Origin of the sequence: Vibrio sp. V43_P6S15P86 (assembly GCF_009904725.1) — a bacterium.
GTDB lineage: Bacteria > Pseudomonadota > Gammaproteobacteria > Enterobacterales > Vibrionaceae > Vibrio > Vibrio diabolicus.
This window is the reverse complement of record NZ_WXWT01000171.1, coordinates 1-18,233: the sequence shown is the minus strand read 5'-3', so window position 1 is coordinate 18,233 and position 18,233 is coordinate 1. Positions and strand designations below refer to the sequence as shown.

Sequence of the window (18,233 nt, the reverse complement as noted above, 5' to 3'; positions counted from 1 at the left end):
GTTGTCAATAAGATAGTCGCGAGGCGTACTCAGCTTTCGCAAAGTGGTCGTTTGGTCGGCGATTGGATTGTTGAAAACGCAGAAAAGGCAGCGCTGCTCACTAGCCAAGAACTTGCGGCGCAAGTAAAAGTGAGTCAATCGAGCATTGTGAAATTTACTCAGCGTATTGGCTTTAAAGGCTACAGCGAGTTTAAGTTAGCTCTGAATGAAGAGATTGGCCGTAAGCATGCGATGCAGTCGACACCGTTGCACAGTGATATTTTGGCAGATGATCCTATCGCGGTTATTTCACAGAAACTGGTGAAAGCAAAAACAGATGCTATGTTTCAAACCACCAATGCGCTGTCTTATGAAGCGTGTCACCAAGCGGTGAAATGGTTGAGTGAAGCGCGTCGAGTGCAAGTGGTCGGGATTGGGGGCTCAGCCCTGACCGCGAAGGATTTAAGCTTTAAACTGCTTAAACTCGGTATTACGGCGCTTTCTGAACAAGACAGCCATGTGCAGATTGCTGTTGCCCGCACGCTTTCTCCAGAAGATGTTCAGATCACAATCTCGTTTTCGGGTGAGCGCAAAGAAATTCTCGTCGCGGCAGAAGCGGCAAAAGAGCAGGGCGCGAAGGTGATTGCGTTATCTGCGCCTGGAAGAAGTCGCTTGCGTGGTATTGCCGACATTACGTTTGATACGATTGCCAATGAAACGGAACATCGCAGCTCATCCATTGCTTCGCGCACCGCGCAAAACGTGATCACCGATTTGTTGTTTATTGTTTTGGTTCAACAAAGAGACGACAGTGCCCGTCAGTTGATCAGCGATATCAGTACCGATATCAAGCAGATCCTCACATGATCGCTTGTTCAACAGCGGACTAAAGATCCGGATCGTGCCTCAGCAAAGCAATAAAGGCGGACAGATGCTTTTCAATGGTGAGATCGGCAGAGATCGCAGGTAACTCCAACGTGATGCAAGGTAAATTACGTTCGCTACACCAAGTGCCGAATGAGCCGGGCGTTTCGTAGTCGACATCGTCTACGATTGGCAGTTGGAACTGCTCGCTGAGCCATTTGGCAAGGTCGGAATGTTTGGGATCATCCACAAACGCAAGCGGTTCATGAAATGACACCACAAACTTTGGCTTGCGCAGTTCAATCAAGTTAATTAATGCGCTAACTTCAGGCTCTAGTTGGTTTTTAGTGCCAGTTTTCACCTTTACGTCTCGAACGGGTGTGTGAGAGCTCCATCGATACACGGTGCCATGCTCAGTCCAATTTTGGGTTGGAAACGCGCGATTGAGATCCACTTGGTTTGCATTTGCACGTGTGCCTAGCTGGTTGCCGTCAGGATTCATTGACAGAATCACATCATGTCGTAAGTTTTCAGCAGGCAAGCTTCTTAGCGCACAGGACAAACCTGCAATCGAGGCTGTCTCATCCCCGTGAGTGCCTGCCAAAATCAAACCTCGCGAAGCACTTTCGACTTGTGCCGGAAAATACAGTAATGGCGCACCAAGCACGGATTGACCGTATATTGTTGGCCGAATTAAAAATGCCGCTCTTTCCGTTCTTGGAATTAGACTCACCGTAATCTCCTGATTGATGAAGTAGTATCAATATCTAAGCTAATTACACCTAGCTAAACTGAACCGTTTAAACTCGTCAACGGTTGAAATGTTAATTGTGGCACTTGCTTCACAAGACGCGTTAGGAGAACGAAAAACGATATGGATTTTAAAAAACATTCAACGGCGTTGCTGATTTCCTCTTTATTCACCCCTTTTCTTGCTACATCAGTTGCTGCGGAGACCTTACCTAAAGGCATTCAACTTGCCGCAGAACAGCATTTAGTACGTGCGAATGACGCAGAGGCGGCGACGCTTGACCCTGCGAAAGCCGAAGGTCTGCCAGAAATGCATGTGATTCGTGACTTATTTGAAGGGCTTGTGATTCAAGATCGTGACGGAAACATCATTCCCGGTGTGGCAGAATCATGGGAAACCAACGACAACCAAACCTTTACTTTTCACTTGCGCAAAGAAGCGAAATGGTCGAATGGCGAGCCTGTGACGGCGGAGGATTTTGTCTATTCACTGCGCCGAGCGGTAGATCCGAAAACCGCTTCTCCAAATGTTTGGTATCTCAAACTCACCAAGATCAAAAACATCGCCGATGTAGCAGAGGGCAAAAAGCCTTTGGACGAGCTCGGTATCAAGGCGGTGGATAAATACACCCTACGTTTTGAGTTGGACAGTCAAGTTCCGTACTTTGTTGCCATGACTGGGCACACGTCCATGATGCCAGTGCATCAAGCGACAGTGGAAAACCGCGACAAGCCGTGGAGCGATCCAGACCAATTTGTTGGCAATGGTGCATTCACATTGGATAAGTGGGTCGTGAATGAGCGCATTGAACTGGTTAAGAGTCCAAATTACTGGGACAGCGCAGATACGCATTTAAACAAAGTGACTTACATTCCGTTTGAAAACCAAAACGCGTCAATCAATCGTTATGCGGCAGGAGAGCTGGATATCACGTCAGATGTGCCGACTCATATGGCGCAGAAGCTTAAACAAGATTACAAGCAGGCTTACACGGTGGTGCCATTACTGTGCACGTATTACTACGCGTTCAATACCACTCGTCCGCCATTTGATGATGCGCGAGTGCGTCAAGCGGTGTCGTACTCCATCATGCGTGATGTGATTACGAATGGTGTCACGCAAGTGGGCAACCTTCCTGCGTATACCTTTGCGCATCAGTACACTGCCGGTTTTGATGCGACGCCCCCTGAGTATAGTAAGTGGAGTCAGCAACAACGTGACGAGAAAGCGCGTCAGTTGTTAAAAGAAGCGGGTTACAGCAAAGACAAGCCGCTCGATTTTAAATTGCTGTACAACACCAGTGAGGCAAACAAATCGATCGCCGTTGCAATAGCCTCGATGCTACACAAGAATCTCGGTGCAAACGTGGAGTTAGAAAACCAAGAGTGGAAGTCGTACTTAGTGGCGCGTAAACAAGGCAATTTCGATGTGATGCGTGCTTCCTGGTGCGGTGATTACAATGAAGCGTCTACTTTCCTGAGCTTACTTCGCTCAGGTTCTTCGGGTAACTTTGCACGTTACAGCAATGCAGCGTACGACAACGCGATGAACAGTGCATTGGCTGCAACCGATGAGAAAGCGCGCCAAGGATTTTACGACCAAGCTGAACGGTTGCTGGCGACAGATATGCCTATCGCGCCAATCTATTACTACATGCAAGCACGTTTGGTTCGCCCTACGGTTGGCGGTTTTGCCAAAAACAACGTAGAAGGGCGCATCTACTCGAAAGACCTCTACATCAAGAAGTAGCGCTCAAAACAAGCGATAAATACGAAGCCCCTAAGATGTGTCTTAAGGGGCTTCTTTTTATTGTTAGCGAGCGGAGAGCTTGTCCACTAGCATTGCGACTCGTTTGCCAAGATACTCCGCCGTTGCAACATCAGAGGTATGCAGCCGACCATCTTCATCACCTTGTGCAACAATACCACCTTGCACACCGTAGCGATTCAGGTTTTGCTCACCAGAATTGCTGATCTTGTCCAACCCGACCCACATCATGCCGTGTTGGTTAGCGAGTGTTTGTAGATATTGTAATGTGCAAGATTGGTCGCCATTCATTGCCCCACCACTGGTAAAGCCAGCCGCGATTTTGCTCGCCCATTTTTGGTAATACCAAGATTCACTGCTTGCATCTGCAAATGCTTTAAACTGCGCTGCTACACCGCCCATATAGGTCGGTGAGCCAAAGATAATCGCATCACACTCAGCAAGTTCATCCATTAGTTTAGGGTTCACAAAACGTCCCTCAATAATCTCACTGCCTTCAATTCGGTGAGAGAGGATTTCACATTCATCTTGCTGCTTAATGCCTTGTTGTTCAACGCCTGAGGCAATCGCGCGAGCAAGCTGACCAGTAACGTCGGTTTGTGTGAAGTAAATGATCGCAATTTTGGACATGAAAGATCCCTTCTTTTTCTGTTTTATGTGCAATGTTGAGCATGCTAAAACCTCAAGCTTGGTTGAGGTCAACACTAAAACTTAAAAAGAAGTGCATTAAAAAAGCCGATGTAGATACATCGGCTTTTTAGTGGGTTATTTCTTTCTGCGAGTATAAATCCGAGATTTTGCTTTACTTGGCTCTGGCTTGTTTTTCGCCAGCTTTAGCACTGCTTTTTGCAAAATCTGGTTGTTTGGGTAAGTGATCAAGTTACCGTTATCGTGCTTAATTAACACGTGAAACATACTGATTTCTTGAATCTCGCCGCTGATGTCTTCGTCTTTGTCTACGACTTTAATGCGATCGCCCACTCGGTATGGGAAGACAAAAAAGATCAAAAAGCTGGCAGTGATGTTGCTCAGAATTGACCACTGCGCAATAAACGCCACACCCAATACGGCGAAAATGGACGATAGGAACAATGACACATCGCCATAGCCAATCCCGGTGATAATGGCAAAAACAGACGCGGTTAAAAATAAAAGCACGACGTTAAAACAACGCTGAATAAAACTCAGGCGGGCCTTTTTTACACCTTTTGAGGTCGCTAAGTTTAAAATGGCTCGATTGACGATTCTCTTCAGAATGCGATAAGCAATCAGGACAATAATGCCCATTAAGACTTTGTACCCGAGAGAGCCAGCGGTGAAATACTGGCTCACTTGATCTAGATGGATCCAATCATTCATTTCTTCAACTCGACGATATTAAGAAAACCGCTGTTATAGCTGATTTTCTGATGTAAGTAATCACAAATTTTCTCTCTCCATTTTTCGTCTCTCTACCTAGGAATTTCTCCCTAGAACCTACGGAGAGTTGTAGAGTTTTATCTATAGTGTGCAGAGCTTTGCTTCTGTTTGCGCTCACCGCATATATTCAACCAAAGTTGATGCGGTTTTAAAGTGTTTAATGTTTGAGCTGTATCTCATATCCGGTATTGTATGAGGCTAGGAGCGTATAAACGTGCTGAATATGATTTTTGTCCTGATAACCTAAGACGTGTTGAGTGAAATGGCTTGCTAGGATATCTATCAAATGGAAGAAGATGAAAAGGCGATTATGATGTTGGTCGTGATTGTGGGGCTAGTGCTCGTTTGGATAGCGCTTGAAGAGCTTAACTATCTTGGATTCTCAATAAAATAAGCCCCGTTAAACATGAGTGTAAACGGGGCCTTTCTCTTTTGTAAATGCTAATTTCGGTTAGCTAACCGCACGTACTTTGCCTTGCTTCAAGTCATTCAGTACTTGCGCTTTAGGACCATCAGCAATGATGCTGCCTTTCTCCATCACAATCACTCGATCAACAATGTCGAGCATCGACGTTTTATGCGTAATCAGTATCAATGTTTCGCTCGGTTTGAGCTGAGATAGCTGGTGCTTAATATGCATTTCAGAGCGGTTATCCATCGCGCTGGTCGGTTCATCCATGAGTAGGACGGGAGGACGGCCCAAAAATGCACGAGCGATCGTGACGGCTTGACGTTGACCACCAGAAAGCATCGCACCACCTTCACCTACTTGACGTTCTAAACCAGCTGGATCCGATTGTGTAAATGCGGTCACGCCTGCACGGTTTGCTGCATCAAGCACGTCTCGGTCATCGGTTAGTGGACGACCTAAGGTTATATTGTCGCGAATCGAACCGAAGAATAGATTCGAATCTTGAGGCACACAGCCGATGTTACGTCGAACATCAACGTGGTGAAGCTGTGCGATATCAGTATCATCGATACGTACGTGTCCCTCTGTTGGCTTATACAAGCCCATAATCAATCGCTCTAACGTTGTCTTACCCGAACCAATCCGACCGATTATAGCAACTTTTTCTCCAGGATTTATCGTGAGAGAAATGTTACGTATAGACGCGACAGGAGAGTCTGGGTAATGAAACGTTACGCGATCAATTTCAATCTTACCTTGGATGATTGGGCGATGGATGTAGCGTTTCCCTTCTTCTTGCTCGTCCGGCATTTCCATGACTTGATTGATAATCGTCATAGAAGACTTCGCTTGGTTGTAGCGCGTTGAGAGCAAAGACAACTGAACCAAAGGCCCTATGGCGCGACCACTCAACATGGTTGCGGCGATTAAGCCACCCATAGTGAGCTCGCCCTCTGCAATCAGATAAACGCCGAGAATGATCATCCCAACGTTACTACTTTGTTGCACGAAGCCTGCCGCATTCTGGATGCTGTCGGTAATGCGGCGGCTTTTGATGTTCCAGTTCGCCATGTGCGCCACCGCTTCTTCCCAACGGTATTGGAATTGGCTTTGCGCGCTGAGCATTTTTACGGTTTCTAGCCCCGCTAGACTCTCAATTAAGTTGGCGTATTTTTGCGATGCTAAGCGTGACCCTTCCTCTATAGAGCGACGCAGCGGTCCTTGAATCAGCAGTGAATGAACAATCAAAATGACCACGCCGACCATTGGGACATATACAAGATCGCCAGCCATTAGCCATATAATCACTAAGAAAAGAATGGCAAAAGGCAGGTCAATTAGGGCACTGACGGTTGCAGACGTGAAGAATTCTCGAATAGATTCAAACTCTTGAAGATGGCGAGCGAATGCGCCGACCGAAGGCGGCTTGGACTCCATTCGGATGCCCATCACTTTGCTGAACAGTTTGGAGGAAATCAGAATGTCAGACTTCTTTCCTGCGACATCAATAAAGTAGTTTCTCAACGATTTGAGTATGAAATCGAATAGAAAGACAACAAATATGCCGCTTGCCAATACCCATAAGGTTTCAAACGCGAGATTCGGTACCACTTTGTCGTACACCAAACGAGTGAACAGCGGGGCGGCAACGGCAAAGAGGTTGATGAGAAGTGAGGCGATTAAAACATCGCGGTAGATACGTTTTGACTGCCACAAGGTTGACCAAAACCAGTGACCTTCGTTGGTTTTGAGCACTTCGGGAGAGCGCTCATCGAAACGGAATTGCTTTTTAACTAAAAAGTAGCGACCAGTGTACTGCTCAAGTAGGTCTTCCAATGGAATGGAGATTGGCACCATTCCACTTTCTAAGGTGGTGACTTCGGCTTCGCGTGTCTCCGCGTTAATGCTGTTGAGAACGCATGAGTCACCGCCTTTAAGAACTAAGATTGCCGGCAGAATCAGGCTGGAGATGTTCTCCAGCTCTGCACGGTTTTCCTTGGCAACCAATCCGGCCCTTTCCGCTGCTCTTGGTAGCAAAAATGGAGTTAGCTTGCCGTCTGAAAGCGGAAGGCCATTGACCAGCGCTTCTGGCGAGTTAGCTAACCCATAGTAACGGCTAACGTAGATGAGCGAATTCAGTAAAGGGTCTTTCATCTGTGGTAAACCTTTTTATTCCTTGTCGACGATGAATCCTTGGAATACCTCAACAAAATGCTCGGTGAGAAAGTCCAACTGGATTTGAGTTTCAATACGCGACGCGATAGTCGTAATGCCTAGGTTATGAGCAGTACGAGAAATCGACGTTAGCGTGAATTTCTGTTTTTCGTCGTGTAAGTTGTGTGTGAATAGGTAATCGAGCTTCACATAGTTAGGGCGGAACTCTTGGATGTACTCCAATGACTGGAAGTTACGTCCATAGTTATCTACGCCAAACTCAGCCCCGGATTGGCGAATGGCATTACATAACAGCGCCGTGTGGTGAGGCTGATCAATAAAACACTCCTCTGGAATTTCAAAGTGTAGCTTAGAGGCCACTTTTGCGTGTTTTTCTAACATGCTGGTGGTCCAGCGAATGAACGATGGCTGAGACAAGCTGCTTTGCGCAATATTGATCGCGACAGGATCGGTTAGCTCGCCACTTTCTAGCATCTTAATCATCGACTCAATAACGTATTGGTCGAAAATATTGGTGGCGTCTAACTGCTCTAGTGCGAACAAATATTGGTTGGCACGGAACGTTTCGCCCTCTTTTTCGATGCTTGAGAACACTTCGTTATGGAACACTTTACCCCAAGTGTTCTTCGCTGCTTGGAAGCGGAATTTAACCCAATCGCTATGAATCGCTTCTTCAACCAGCGCTTTCCACTGCTGTTTACCCATTAAGTTAGAAGGTGTGTCACTGCCGATAAAGCCGTAAGCTTTGTCTGGTTGAGCTTTGGCTTTCGAGAGCGCATTATCCACCATAGATAAGATTTCAGAGCGCGTTTTTTGGTCTTTACTATGCGCAACACCTAAGGCTGCTTTTGGTTTGGCTAGACCTGTTGGATCAGTGTTCAACCCGTTAACGCAGTTCACGATGCTGTCCGCCAAAATGCGTAGTTCGCTTTCATCCATGTGTGGGAAAAGCAGGCCAAACTCATCACTAGACAGGCGTGCAATGGTAGCTCCCGGCACATCAATGGTATTTTTCAGACGTTGAGACAACTCTTTTACGTGGGCATCGGCGCGTTGGTAGTCTTTTGTCTCGTAAATGTCACCAATGTATTCTGCATGGAGTAGCGCGATACCCCCTTGCGTTTGCTCTGCCAACCATTGGTCTATTTGGTTGATGTAGAACGAGCGATTACCCAGTTTGGATATAGGGTCGAGGTAAGCTTGAGCACGCAGTCGTTGTGCCTCTTTCGCTTGCTCTTTGAATGACAGCTCAATTTGAGCAGACATCATGTTAATGCCATCTACCACCGCGATCAGATCTTTAGTTCTTGGACGAGCAAGTGGTTCACCAAATTGGTTATTAGCGATTTCATGCATTTTTTTCACGATGGCCGCTAATGGTTTTAGTGAGCGACGGAGGATGTACGAAATCGCAATTAAACCAGCCAGGAAAATGACACTGAATGCAGATAACAAACCAATAAAGCCTTGCCAGAGCTGCTCGTAAGCTGCTCCTGGGTGGCTAATGATTTCCACTTCAGCAAGTTGCATCCAACCACTGGTTACTACGCGTTTATCGTGAATGGCTTTGAATAGATTCATGTCGATAAACCATTGTGGCACCATACTTGGTTTAACCGGGTAAGTGCGCACGATTTGGTAGTCAGAATCTAAAGCGGTAAGGCGAACAACCGAGTAGGTGCTGCCGTCAAACAGAGCATTAATCACGGATTCTACCGCGACTTTATCTTTGTCTTTAAGGTAAGGAGCCAATGCCAAACCTACGGTGTTAATGGTGTTGTTGACCTCTGAACGTTGCTGTTGTTCCAAGCTGTCTCGAGTCGTGTTGAATTGGATTACGAATACTGATGCCAACAAGAGTATAAAGACCGTAACCATTCCCACTACAAGCTTCTTATATAGGGTCATGTTTCTCACTCGTCATAGTTAATTTTAGGTTTATTTAACTGCAACTTACGTTCGCGCGAGCGTAAGTCATTCCAAAGGCTCAACCGTGATGCTTTCCCTGCCAGCTCTCCAGTGCTAGCAGAAGACTTCATCAACCACAGGTTTGTACCATTAAAACTGTATATCGGTAGCAAGTCGCTACGTTTAGAGGCTCGGACAATATCAGGGTTGATATTGTCGAGAATGAGCGGCTCAGAGCTTGGGGTTGGGTAGTAAGCTAATACCATGTGAAACTGATTCAGTTCGATGGCTTTTACGTAGATCAAACGCATCTTAGAATCTGGTATTCCTAGCTCGAGTAACGAGAAGTACTTGGCGATGGTGAAATCCTCACAATCCCCTGCATTACTCCCTAAAAATTCGAGTGGCGTAGCCCAATAATCTGTCTTTCCCCACAGTTTTATGTCGTCAACAAAATACAGCTGGTTAAAAAAGTCGTTGACGCCAGCGAGCTGTTCATGTGTCTCTAATTGTTTAAATAAGTCGAGGTTTTTTCGCCATGTATTTACGCGCAATCCCGCACGTTCGCCGTACACCGCTGTGACCGTATTGACCCATTGTTGTTCTTTACTGCTTAACGCACCAATTTGGAACGAAAAACAACTTAAACTGATTAATAATGTAACTTTACGCTTCAAATTGGATCGCATATTCGACTCATATCACAAGTATACTCTTCTAAAGGGTTCGTCAGTGAGAAACAAGTGCTTTTTATTTAATCACTTATCGCTCAATACTCGCCGTTGTGAGTACCTTGGTGTGATTTACTCCTTCAAGGCGTTCGTTTTGGCACTTAAAATCGGTTTAAGTAGATATTCCAAAACGGTTCGCTTCCCTGTGATGATATCGACCGATGCCGTCATTCCTGGAATGATTGGTAAATCTGCATCTTGACCAAAATTCGTTTTATCGGTGCGGACACGAACGATGTAAAAGCTATTTCCTTCTTCATCTTGGGTTGTATCTGCGCTGATGTGCTCCAATTCACCCTCTAAGCCGCCGTACTTAGTGAAGTCGTAAGCCGTAAACTTCACGATGGCGTGTAGGTCTGGGCGCAAAAATGCAATGTCTTTTGGCGCAATTTTCGCTTCTACTAATAACGTATCTTCAGTTGGTACAATTTCGACGATATCCATGCCTGGCTGGATAACACCCCCAACGGTGTTGATGTTCAGCGTTTTGATTTTGCCTGTTACTGGCGAGTTCACAACGGTTCGATTAACTCTATCTTCTAAACCCACTGCTGATTCAACCAAAGCAGATAACTGGTCTTGGGCGCTGTTGAGTTTCTCTTGCTGTTCAGAGCGGAATTTGAGCGCAACATCGATGCGATTAAGCATGGATTCTCGAATCGCTGACTTTAATACCGGGATTTTGAGCTCACTGGAAGTCATTTCGCGGCGGGTGTCGTTGACTTGGCGTTGTAACTTGAGTAATTCAATACGAGGCACAACACCTTCATCAGCCAACGGTTTGGTGATGTCTAATTCTTTCTTCGCATATTGATAGCTTTGACGTAAGTTCCTTACTCGCGCTTCAATCTCTACTAAGTCCTGCTGCTTTTGCTGAACTTGTTGGTCAATCACCGAAAGTTGGTTGCGTAAATTGTCTAAATCTTCGCGGTATTCAGCTTTCTGGCGCTGAGTGAGTTTCGGTTGAGTTTCTTCTAAAGTTGGTGGAAAGGTCAGTTTGCCATAATCGAGTACTACGCTTTGGCGCCAGTTTTCCGTTTCAAAATCACGATTCACGGCAACACTGTTGATTGAAGCTGAGAGTTGCAGCACAGACGCAGTTAGGTTGGCAACTTGTTGTTCACGCTCACGAAAATCAGAGCGAAAGCGAGTGTCATCGATAAGAAGCAACTGCTGACCTTTTTCAACCAACTGACCTTCTTTGACTAAAATTTCTTTGACTAAGCCACCTTCTAAGTTTTGGACAACTTGAATCTGTGAAGAAGGAATGACTTTTCCCTGACCAACAGTGACTTGGTCGATTTCAGCCCAAGATGCCCAGCCTATTGCAGCAATAAAAAACAACACCATCACCCAGAGCATCAAACGTGCGCTGTTGGGGGTGTTGAGGAGCAATGCTGCAGTTTTGTCGTCAACAAAATCCAACTCTTCATTGTTGAGTTTGTTGTAGTTATCTCGGCTCATCACAGTCCCTGCTTATATAAATGCTGATTATCTTTTTGATCTTATTATTATTAACCGATCATGTCAGTATGCTCGGCGAATAAAAATATGAGACGAAGACCATTCTCTCTCCGAATGAGCGTTTTCAATGCTTCTCTAGCAAAAGAAAAGTGGAGATACCGTCAGAGTATGGCTATTGCGCCTTGAACTTGGTTTTATCCAACTGATGTTTTTTTAGTTTGTCGTACAAGGTTTTGCGTGATACCTGTAATTCTAGTTGAACCTCTTTGAGTCTGCCGCGATGTCTTTGCAATGCATCGAATAACAAGCAATATTCAAAGTATTCTGTGCGCTGAGTCATACTCTGAATTTCAAGACTTTTCTCACTGTTCCAATCTTCCATTCTAAAAGTATCTGGCTTGAGGGCACGAAGTTCAGCAAATTGGCGTAGCTGCTTAACGTTTTCTGGCCATTCGAGACTGGTGAGGTGTTTGACCTCTTCTAGGCTGATATGTGGCGGCTGTAACTGATATCGACTCGCTGTGTGGCGCACAAAATGCTTGTATAAAGGCCCTATATCTTCCTTTCTTTCATCGAGCGTCGGTAAGTGAATTAGAGTCGCCAGGGATTTTAGAGGTGGCTCGGCTTGGGTGGTCGCGCCAAAAACACGTTCAAGTTTTGGGTGCTTGAACAAGTATTCCCATTGCTCAAATGATACATGCTCTGCGCTATGTAAGTACAAACTGCAGTGGCGTTTTCCTTCACTTAAGCGGTGTATGGCTTTGTCGAGCGCTTCTAATGAAAGCTCATAGAGGTCTTCACCAGAAGCGGCGATTAGCTCACTATCCGGTGTTGCATGTATGTCGTGGGCAAATTGTGCGGCGAGCCGGCGACCTGTACCATCTTGACCTACAAAAATGAGCGGCTGGCTTGTAGGCGCACTGATCAAGGCGCGACGAATACTAACCATGGCCTTACTGTGACCAATCATTTTCGGACCAACATGAGTTTGCATGTCGAGCTCTTTCTTAAGCCAGATGTTTTCTTGCAACAAGTTCAGTTTATCGCTGGCATTGTTGAGCGATTTCATGAGCTGTTCCGTTGAAAACGGTTTTTCTAGAAAGTCGTACGCGCCGCTTTTCATCGCATCTACCGCGGTTTTCACATCTCCATGTCCAGTAAGTACGATGAATTGAAAGTGATCGTTTTTGCTTCGCAAAGTTCGCATAAACTCCAAGCCATCCATCACGGGCATATGGATATCGGTAATGATAATCGCAGGCGTATTTGAGTCGATTACGCGTAAGGCTTCTACTGCGTTTGGTAAGCAGGTGACGTCTATCCCTTCAATCAGCAGGGCTTGAGACACGGCATCACGAATGTGTGGTTCGTCATCAACAAAGAAAACTGGGTTATTCATGGTCGTTTTCCACTTCTGGGGTACGTTTATTCTGATTGACTATTGGTAGCGTCACGATAAAGGTCATCCCTCCTGCTTGTTGTTCTGTGTTCTGATGTTTATAGGCACAGAGGGAGCCGTGATAGCTCTCTATAATCCGCTTGGAGATTGTTAAACCTAATCCAAGACCCTCCGGCTTAGTCGTAAAAAATGGGTCGAACACTTTTGCTAGGGCTTCGTCTGACATCCCTGGCCCGTTATCGGAAACAAGAATGTCGCAACTGTCATCATGACACTGAACAGCAATGGATATTTGCGGATCGATACAGTGGTTTTCCATCGCTTGTGCGGCGTTGTGGAAGAGGTTTATCAGCACTTGTTCTAATTCAACGCTGTGAATGGCCAGCTTCACATCATAGTCGATGGCCGGAACTTTTAGTGTTACTCCTTGCTTAATAAGCTTGTTGCTCAAAATGCTGGTGGCAGTATGTACCGCGTCGTGCAGTACTGAGATTTCATTGTGTGAATCGTGCGTGGCTTTCCGAGTAAAGACTTTTAAGCGGGCAATGACTTCCGAAATGGTGTCATTGAGTGTCAGCATTTTGCCCAAATTGTCGGCGACCATTGGGTATTTTTCCATTGCCAACAAACGCTGCGAGTTTTCGGTATAGGTTCTTAGTGCGGAAAGTGGCTGATTTATCTCATGATTAATACTGGCAGACAGCTCGCCCAACAGTGCCAATTTCGCGGCTTGAGTCAGTTCTTGTTGTGTTTGTTTAAGCTCTTGTTGGCTTTGCTCATATTGTCGGATGGTCTGTTGTAGCTTTTGGTTGGCCTCACTCAACACTAAGGTTCGTTGCACCACTTTTTCTTCTAGGCTCACATTAAGGTCGGCTAGGCGTGCCTTGTTCACGAGTGTTTGGAACCACGCCAACGCAATCAGCGCAATGAGCGCATATAGAATCAGAAAGACGACATCAGCCTGTAAAACGGCGGCAAGGACGGTGTTGTGGTTTATCAAGGCAACGACGCGAAATCCTTTATCCAATAAATGTGTCGCGTATGCGAGGTAATTGGGTGAGAGGAGCAATTGATTATCAGCAAACTCGCTGACGCCACTTTGCGCGGTAAGCTCACCAAAATACTCTGGTAAGGTATCGCCATACTGACGCGTTTCGGTAAGCTCGTTTATCGCACTCGGTGACAGCGGGAAAAGTGCACGATAGCGCCAGTTAGGCAAATTGCTCATAAACACGACATTGTGTTTATCCGTGATGAGTACGTCCGTCGTGGTTTGCGAAAGACGCTGTTCCAACTGCTCCAAATTCACTTTTACCGTGATCACGCCAACGACCTCATCATTTACCCAAAGCGGAGATGAGAAGAAGTACCCACGTTTATTTGAACGAACGCCTAACCCGACATATTGAGCAGGTTCACCGCGTCGCGCATTTTTAAAATAGGGACGATAGCTAAAGCTGGAACCAACAAACGTATCTTCTTGCTGAAAGTTACTTGAGGCAATGACCAACCCTGTGCGGTCATGAACGTAAATCGTATCGGCCAAACTTTGTTTCAACCAATCTGCTAACAATAGGTTGAGCTCGTGAGAGGGCGCTCCGCGTTCTACAGCTTTGAGTAATCTCGGATCGTGACTTAATAGGTTTGGTATCTGTTCAAACTTTGCCAGCTCGTAGTCGACTTCTTGCGACACTTGCGCTGCTTGTCTCTCTAGCTTTTGTTGCCACTGATCATGTTGGTATTGAGTTGCGTAATGATGAGTAAGCGCAAGCCCTGAAATGCCAACGGCACACAGTAGCAATAGAAAATGGCGTAGGGCTTTAGGGTTGAGTAAGTTCACGATCAGCTCACTGGTTTTTTGTGTCATGGTATCAAATGACACACTGTGATGCTGTGAGCGGCAACGATAACAAGCACAATGATGTCCTTGTATTTCCTCAGTATCGGGAGCACAATCGACAAAAACGAGTGAAGGAGTAGAGATGGAACTTGCTGATATTCGTCGTGAGTACACCAAAGGTGGGCTACGTCGTAAAGATTTGAAAGCTGATCCTATTGATCAATTTAATCTGTGGCTAGAGCAAGCAGTTGAAGCGGGTTTAACGGATCCGACTGCGATGACAGTTGCAACGGTTGATGAAAATGGCATGCCGTTTCAACGCATTGTTCTATTGAAAAACGTCGACAAAAATGGCTTTGTATTTTACACCAACCTAGGCAGTCGCAAGGCCCAGCAGCTTGAGCATAACAGCAATATTAGTTTGCACTTCCCTTGGCATCCGTTAGAGCGCCAGGTTCATATTACTGGTGTGGCGGAAAAGCTCACCGCAGTAGAAAATATGAAATACTTTACTTCTCGTCCAAAAGAGAGCCAATTAGCCGCAATCGCGAGCAAGCAAAGTAGCCGTATTTCTGCTCGAGGCGTATTAGAAGGTAAGTTTTTAGAGCTAAAACAGAAATTTGCTAAGGGTGAAATACCGGTTCCAACCTTCTGGGGTGGCTTTCGCGTAAAACCACAGAGCATCGAGTTTTGGCAGGGTGGTGAACACCGTCTTCATGACCGCTTTCTTTTCTCCCAACATGACGGAAGTTGGGACATTGACCGTCTAGCGCCATAAACTCTCGTGCCTCATGAATAAACAAACACCGCCCACTTGGGCGGTGTTTTTGTAGGTAGAAAGTGGCGCGAATTATCGCTCTCCATTCAACACTACCGATAATTGATGCTTAAGCAGCGTTTTGGGTACAACAGAGCCGTAGCCTGCTTCCATTGCTTTATCTATTAGTTCGTTCTTGCTGTTCGCTGCAAACTTATTACGTAAGCGTGCGACGTGACCTTCAACGGTTTTTGTTGATATGCCCATGACCTGAGAGATGAATTGTGGCTTCTTGCCGTAGAGCAAGAGGAAAAGCGTTTCTTGCTCGCGACATGTGAGCTTCTCAGGTTTTGGTTGTAAATCAGAGAAACGAAAGATGGATTGCTGATTAGGGTTGGTGCTGATTGCACGACAAACCCAATACCCCACTTCAATCACGGCGGTGTCGGTGAGTTCTCTTCCGTAGAAAATGGTCCCTACGATGTTACCATTGTCATCTCGCCACGGTGTTTTAGTAAAGATATGCGCTCGCCAGCGGCCATCTGGATAAGGATGGATATCAAGAATTTTGAGTGACTCACCAGTTTCGATGACGTGTTTATCTTGGCGTTGAAATTCTTGTGCACATTCAGTGGTTGGGCTTACCATCTCAAAATCAGTTTTACCGACGCACTCCTCGGGCGACGTGTGTCCCAACAGTTCTGCGTATTCCTGATTTACGTAGCGGAATACCGAATCTTTATCTTTGCATCCCCAACAACCTGGTAGCTGTTTAAGGAGGGATTGTTCTATGGTATCGACTGAAATATTCACAAAAGGACTCACTACATACTGCTTTTACCAATACAGAGACGTCCGTGTTGCGTTGTTAATATTGACATTGCCAAGTAGGCAGTCACGTTGCTAGAACACGTTCGTTGATTGGCGCTCAATCCAATTAAGTTCATGGTGTTCGATATTTTCGTCACACAGTGATAAACAACAACGAAATTGAACGAAGAATTTAATTGGGAAAATGGTCTGTTTCATTACAGATATGTGCGCTCACGGATGTCCGCCTGATGTTCGGCTTACAACTCGTATCGTCCTTGATCATGCTTCCTACAACTCAGTTGTAATTTAGTTGGCGTTCATATCACTCATCGAGAGGGAGAACGGTGCCTAAGTCATATGAGAGGGACAGTGAGACAAAAGCTATGATATCAGCTTATGCCATTGTTTTCATTGTTGAGAAGCGAAAAAAAAGCCAGCCTGAAGACGGGCTGGCAACACAAGATATAATCTTGTCGACGTGTAGAAGAGGTTCTAAATTACCTAGCGAGGGTCTGCTAAGTAAGTTAGAGGTATCAATGAGATACCGAGAGCTTTAGATCGTATGCATCTTAAAGCTCGATAACTAATGTATTGAATCAGAGGCATATTAGTAAGGGGGGAAATCCCTCTATGTTGAGCTTAAGAGTGGGTTTCGATCCGTTTCAGGGACGAGTTATCTAATATGGAGCACGGTATTTTACAAAATAACAGATTGTTCGGTAATAAGGATCTTTACATTGATTGATTATGTATACGTAAGGTGTTGCCTATCTATCCGTTTTTGTTAATAAAATTGGTTGCTCACTGACCGTAAATTAACCTCGCATGATCATCGTTCCGGAACTATGATCATGTAAATGAACTTGATCATGCTGATTTGATCTTGTCGATTGAGTTGGGTAAAAGTTGCAACCCAACAAAGAAGGTATATGATGCGAAGACGTAAGCTGACCGTGTAAAGACGACTGTTTAAAATGAGTGACTCAGATAACCAAAAAATCCTTTCATATCAAGAGATTATACTGCCAAAGCCGGCGGAGCTGATCACACTTCCGTCTTATATGGATTGCCACGATCATTCTTATACGCAGATCGTGATTGGTTTAAAAGGGCAAGCCGAATTTGAAGTGCGCGGGCGAGGTAATCTTGTCGGCCCTGGTCAAGGTTGTGTGGTCACCGCATGCTCTGATCATGCTTTCGGTGGCGTCATCAATCAATCGGATATTTTGGTGCTGAATATGCCCAAACCGACAAATGATGATCCTGAAATGCTTCAAAAAATCAATAACCTGGAGAGAGACCATGTCTACTTCCAGTTAGACGGTCAAATTCAGAAGCTGATACAGATGTTGGTTCAGGAAATGCGAAACCATCCGGATGATCTGCTGTTAAGTCGTGCGTGCAACGACACTGTGATTGCACTGATGCAGCGCCATATCTCGGCATTTGAGACTAGCCGAAAAGAGTCACGCTTTGATTTGGAGGCGATTGATCGCTACATCGAGCAGCACCTTAGCCATAAGATCAGTGTGGCTCAGTTAGCGGGACGAGTGTTTCTTGGGGAAAGTCAGTTCCATTGCTTGTTTAAGGAGCAGATGGGGATTACACCTCATCAATATGTTCTCGGAAAGCGTATCGACATGGCTCGTGAATTAATCGAGCAAGGCCACCTTTCTTTAGGGCAAATTGCCGAATTCACTGGTTTCTCAAGCCAGAGTACGTTTACTCATACTTTTACTCGCTTACAGGGAATATCGCCATCCCGCTATAAAAAACAAGTTGGATAACAACGCGTATTTTTAGGTCAAATTAGCAGCAATCAGAACAAAACCATGCAATATGCATGGTTTTTTTGTGTTTTATTCACGTGACCTATCTCTCGTTTTGTTAAATTCTCTGTCCTTTGGTGTGACTGATATGCCACTTGATCCTACATTTTCTCTTAGAACGAGCG

14 protein-coding genes are annotated in these 18,233 nt (G+C 45.5%); 4 read left to right on the top strand and 10 right to left on the bottom strand.

Annotated features, from left to right (window positions below):
• Positions 1 to 846: SIS domain-containing protein (locus CAG69_RS07610; RefSeq protein ID WP_202600720.1), on the top strand; the 846-nt coding region annotated here is incomplete at its 5' end.
• 19 nt (positions 847 to 865) lie between these two features.
• Here CAG69_RS07610 and mpaA read toward each other — a convergent pair.
• Positions 866 to 1,576, bottom strand: coding sequence for a murein tripeptide amidase MpaA (gene mpaA / locus CAG69_RS07605; RefSeq protein ID WP_161443514.1), 711 nt, complete (start codon positions 1,574 to 1,576; stop codon positions 866 to 868).
• A gap of 141 nt (positions 1,577 to 1,717) precedes the next feature.
• Here mpaA and CAG69_RS07600 point away from each other — a divergent pair, with 141 nt between their 5' ends.
• The gene (locus CAG69_RS07600; RefSeq protein WP_161443510.1) at positions 1,718 to 3,343 is read left to right on the top strand and encodes an ABC transporter substrate-binding protein; all 1,626 of its coding nucleotides are present in this window, start codon (positions 1,718 to 1,720) and stop codon (positions 3,341 to 3,343) included.
• A 63-nt stretch (positions 3,344 to 3,406) separates the two neighbouring features.
• Here CAG69_RS07600 and CAG69_RS07595 read toward each other — a convergent pair whose 3' ends face one another.
• The 8 genes from CAG69_RS07595 to CAG69_RS07560 form a co-directional block, all read right to left on the bottom strand.
• On the bottom strand, positions 3,407 to 3,991 hold the full coding sequence (locus tag CAG69_RS07595) for a flavodoxin family protein (protein ID WP_161443508.1): 585 nt from the start codon (positions 3,989 to 3,991) through the stop codon (positions 3,407 to 3,409).
• 135 nt (positions 3,992 to 4,126) lie between these two features.
• Positions 4,127 to 4,720, bottom strand: coding sequence for a mechanosensitive ion channel family protein (locus tag CAG69_RS07590; protein ID WP_012842403.1), 594 nt, complete (start codon positions 4,718 to 4,720; stop codon positions 4,127 to 4,129).
• A 511-nt stretch (positions 4,721 to 5,231) separates the two neighbouring features.
• The gene (locus tag CAG69_RS07585) at positions 5,232 to 7,346 is read right to left on the bottom strand and encodes a type I secretion system permease/ATPase (RefSeq protein WP_006740888.1); all 2,115 of its coding nucleotides are present in this window, start codon (positions 7,344 to 7,346) and stop codon (positions 5,232 to 5,234) included.
• Positions 7,347 to 7,361: 15 nt separating this feature from the next.
• Positions 7,362 to 9,275 (bottom strand): bifunctional diguanylate cyclase/phosphodiesterase, encoded by a 1,914-nt coding sequence (locus CAG69_RS07580; protein WP_104973196.1) that lies wholly within the window; start codon positions 9,273 to 9,275, stop codon positions 7,362 to 7,364.
• 5 nt (positions 9,276 to 9,280) lie between these two features.
• Complete coding sequence (locus CAG69_RS07575; protein ID WP_005392134.1) at positions 9,281 to 9,964, bottom strand: transglutaminase-like cysteine peptidase; 684 nt, start codon at positions 9,962 to 9,964, stop codon at positions 9,281 to 9,283.
• 114 nt (positions 9,965 to 10,078) lie between these two features.
• Entirely contained in the window at positions 10,079 to 11,470 is a 1,392-nt protein-coding gene (locus CAG69_RS07570) for an HlyD family type I secretion periplasmic adaptor subunit (RefSeq protein WP_005392136.1), read from the bottom strand.
• A 172-nt stretch (positions 11,471 to 11,642) separates the two neighbouring features.
• A complete protein-coding gene (locus tag CAG69_RS07565) occupies positions 11,643 to 12,869 on the bottom strand; it encodes a sigma-54-dependent transcriptional regulator (protein WP_161443506.1) in 1,227 nt (408 codons plus the stop codon).
• The gene (locus CAG69_RS07560) at positions 12,862 to 14,736 is read right to left on the bottom strand and encodes a sensor histidine kinase (RefSeq protein ID WP_161443516.1); all 1,875 of its coding nucleotides are present in this window, start codon (positions 14,734 to 14,736) and stop codon (positions 12,862 to 12,864) included. The genes CAG69_RS07565 and CAG69_RS07560 overlap by 8 nt, the downstream gene beginning before the upstream one ends.
• Positions 14,737 to 14,851: 115 nt before the next feature.
• On the opposite strand from CAG69_RS07560, the gene pdxH reads away from it, so the two are divergent.
• The gene (gene pdxH / locus CAG69_RS07555) at positions 14,852 to 15,487 is read left to right on the top strand and encodes a pyridoxamine 5'-phosphate oxidase (protein WP_005392142.1); all 636 of its coding nucleotides are present in this window, start codon (positions 14,852 to 14,854) and stop codon (positions 15,485 to 15,487) included.
• A 72-nt stretch (positions 15,488 to 15,559) separates the two neighbouring features.
• Here pdxH and CAG69_RS07550 read toward each other — a convergent pair whose 3' ends face one another.
• Entirely contained in the window at positions 15,560 to 16,279 is a 720-nt protein-coding gene (locus tag CAG69_RS07550) for a PAS domain-containing protein (RefSeq protein ID WP_161443504.1), read from the bottom strand.
• 974 nt (positions 16,280 to 17,253) lie between these two features.
• Between CAG69_RS07550 and CAG69_RS07545 the strand changes: the two genes are divergently transcribed.
• Positions 17,254 to 18,066, top strand: coding sequence for an AraC family transcriptional regulator (locus CAG69_RS07545; RefSeq protein ID WP_161443502.1), 813 nt, complete (start codon positions 17,254 to 17,256; stop codon positions 18,064 to 18,066).
• Positions 18,067 to 18,233: the final 167 nt, after the last annotated feature.

Excerpts from the sequence above, each read along its gene's own strand:
- CAG69_RS07600 (WP_161443510.1), top strand. The coding sequence starts at position 1,718 with ATGGATTTTAAAAAACATTCAACGGCGTTGCTGATTTCCTCTTTATTC.
- CAG69_RS07585 (WP_006740888.1), bottom strand. The coding sequence starts at position 7,346 with ATGAAAGACCCTTTACTGAATTCGCTCATCTACGTTAGCCGTTACTAT.
- CAG69_RS07590 (WP_012842403.1), bottom strand. The coding sequence starts at position 4,720 with ATGAATGATTGGATCCATCTAGATCAAGTGAGCCAGTATTTCACCGCT.
- CAG69_RS07580 (WP_104973196.1), bottom strand. The coding sequence starts at position 9,275 with ATGACCCTATATAAGAAGCTTGTAGTGGGAATGGTTACGGTCTTTATA.
- pdxH (WP_005392142.1), top strand. The coding sequence starts at position 14,852 with ATGGAACTTGCTGATATTCGTCGTGAGTACACCAAAGGTGGGCTACGT.
- CAG69_RS07565 (WP_161443506.1), bottom strand. The coding sequence starts at position 12,869 with ATGAATAACCCAGTTTTCTTTGTTGATGACGAACCACACATTCGTGAT.
- CAG69_RS07560 (WP_161443516.1), bottom strand. The coding sequence starts at position 14,736 with ATGACACAAAAAACCAGTGAGCTGATCGTGAACTTACTCAACCCTAAA.
- CAG69_RS07545 (WP_161443502.1), top strand. The coding sequence starts at position 17,254 with ATGAGTGACTCAGATAACCAAAAAATCCTTTCATATCAAGAGATTATA.
- CAG69_RS07570 (WP_005392136.1), bottom strand. The coding sequence starts at position 11,470 with ATGAGCCGAGATAACTACAACAAACTCAACAATGAAGAGTTGGATTTT.
- CAG69_RS07575 (WP_005392134.1), bottom strand. The coding sequence starts at position 9,964 with ATGCGATCCAATTTGAAGCGTAAAGTTACATTATTAATCAGTTTAAGT.
- CAG69_RS07595 (WP_161443508.1), bottom strand. The coding sequence starts at position 3,991 with ATGTCCAAAATTGCGATCATTTACTTCACACAAACCGACGTTACTGGT.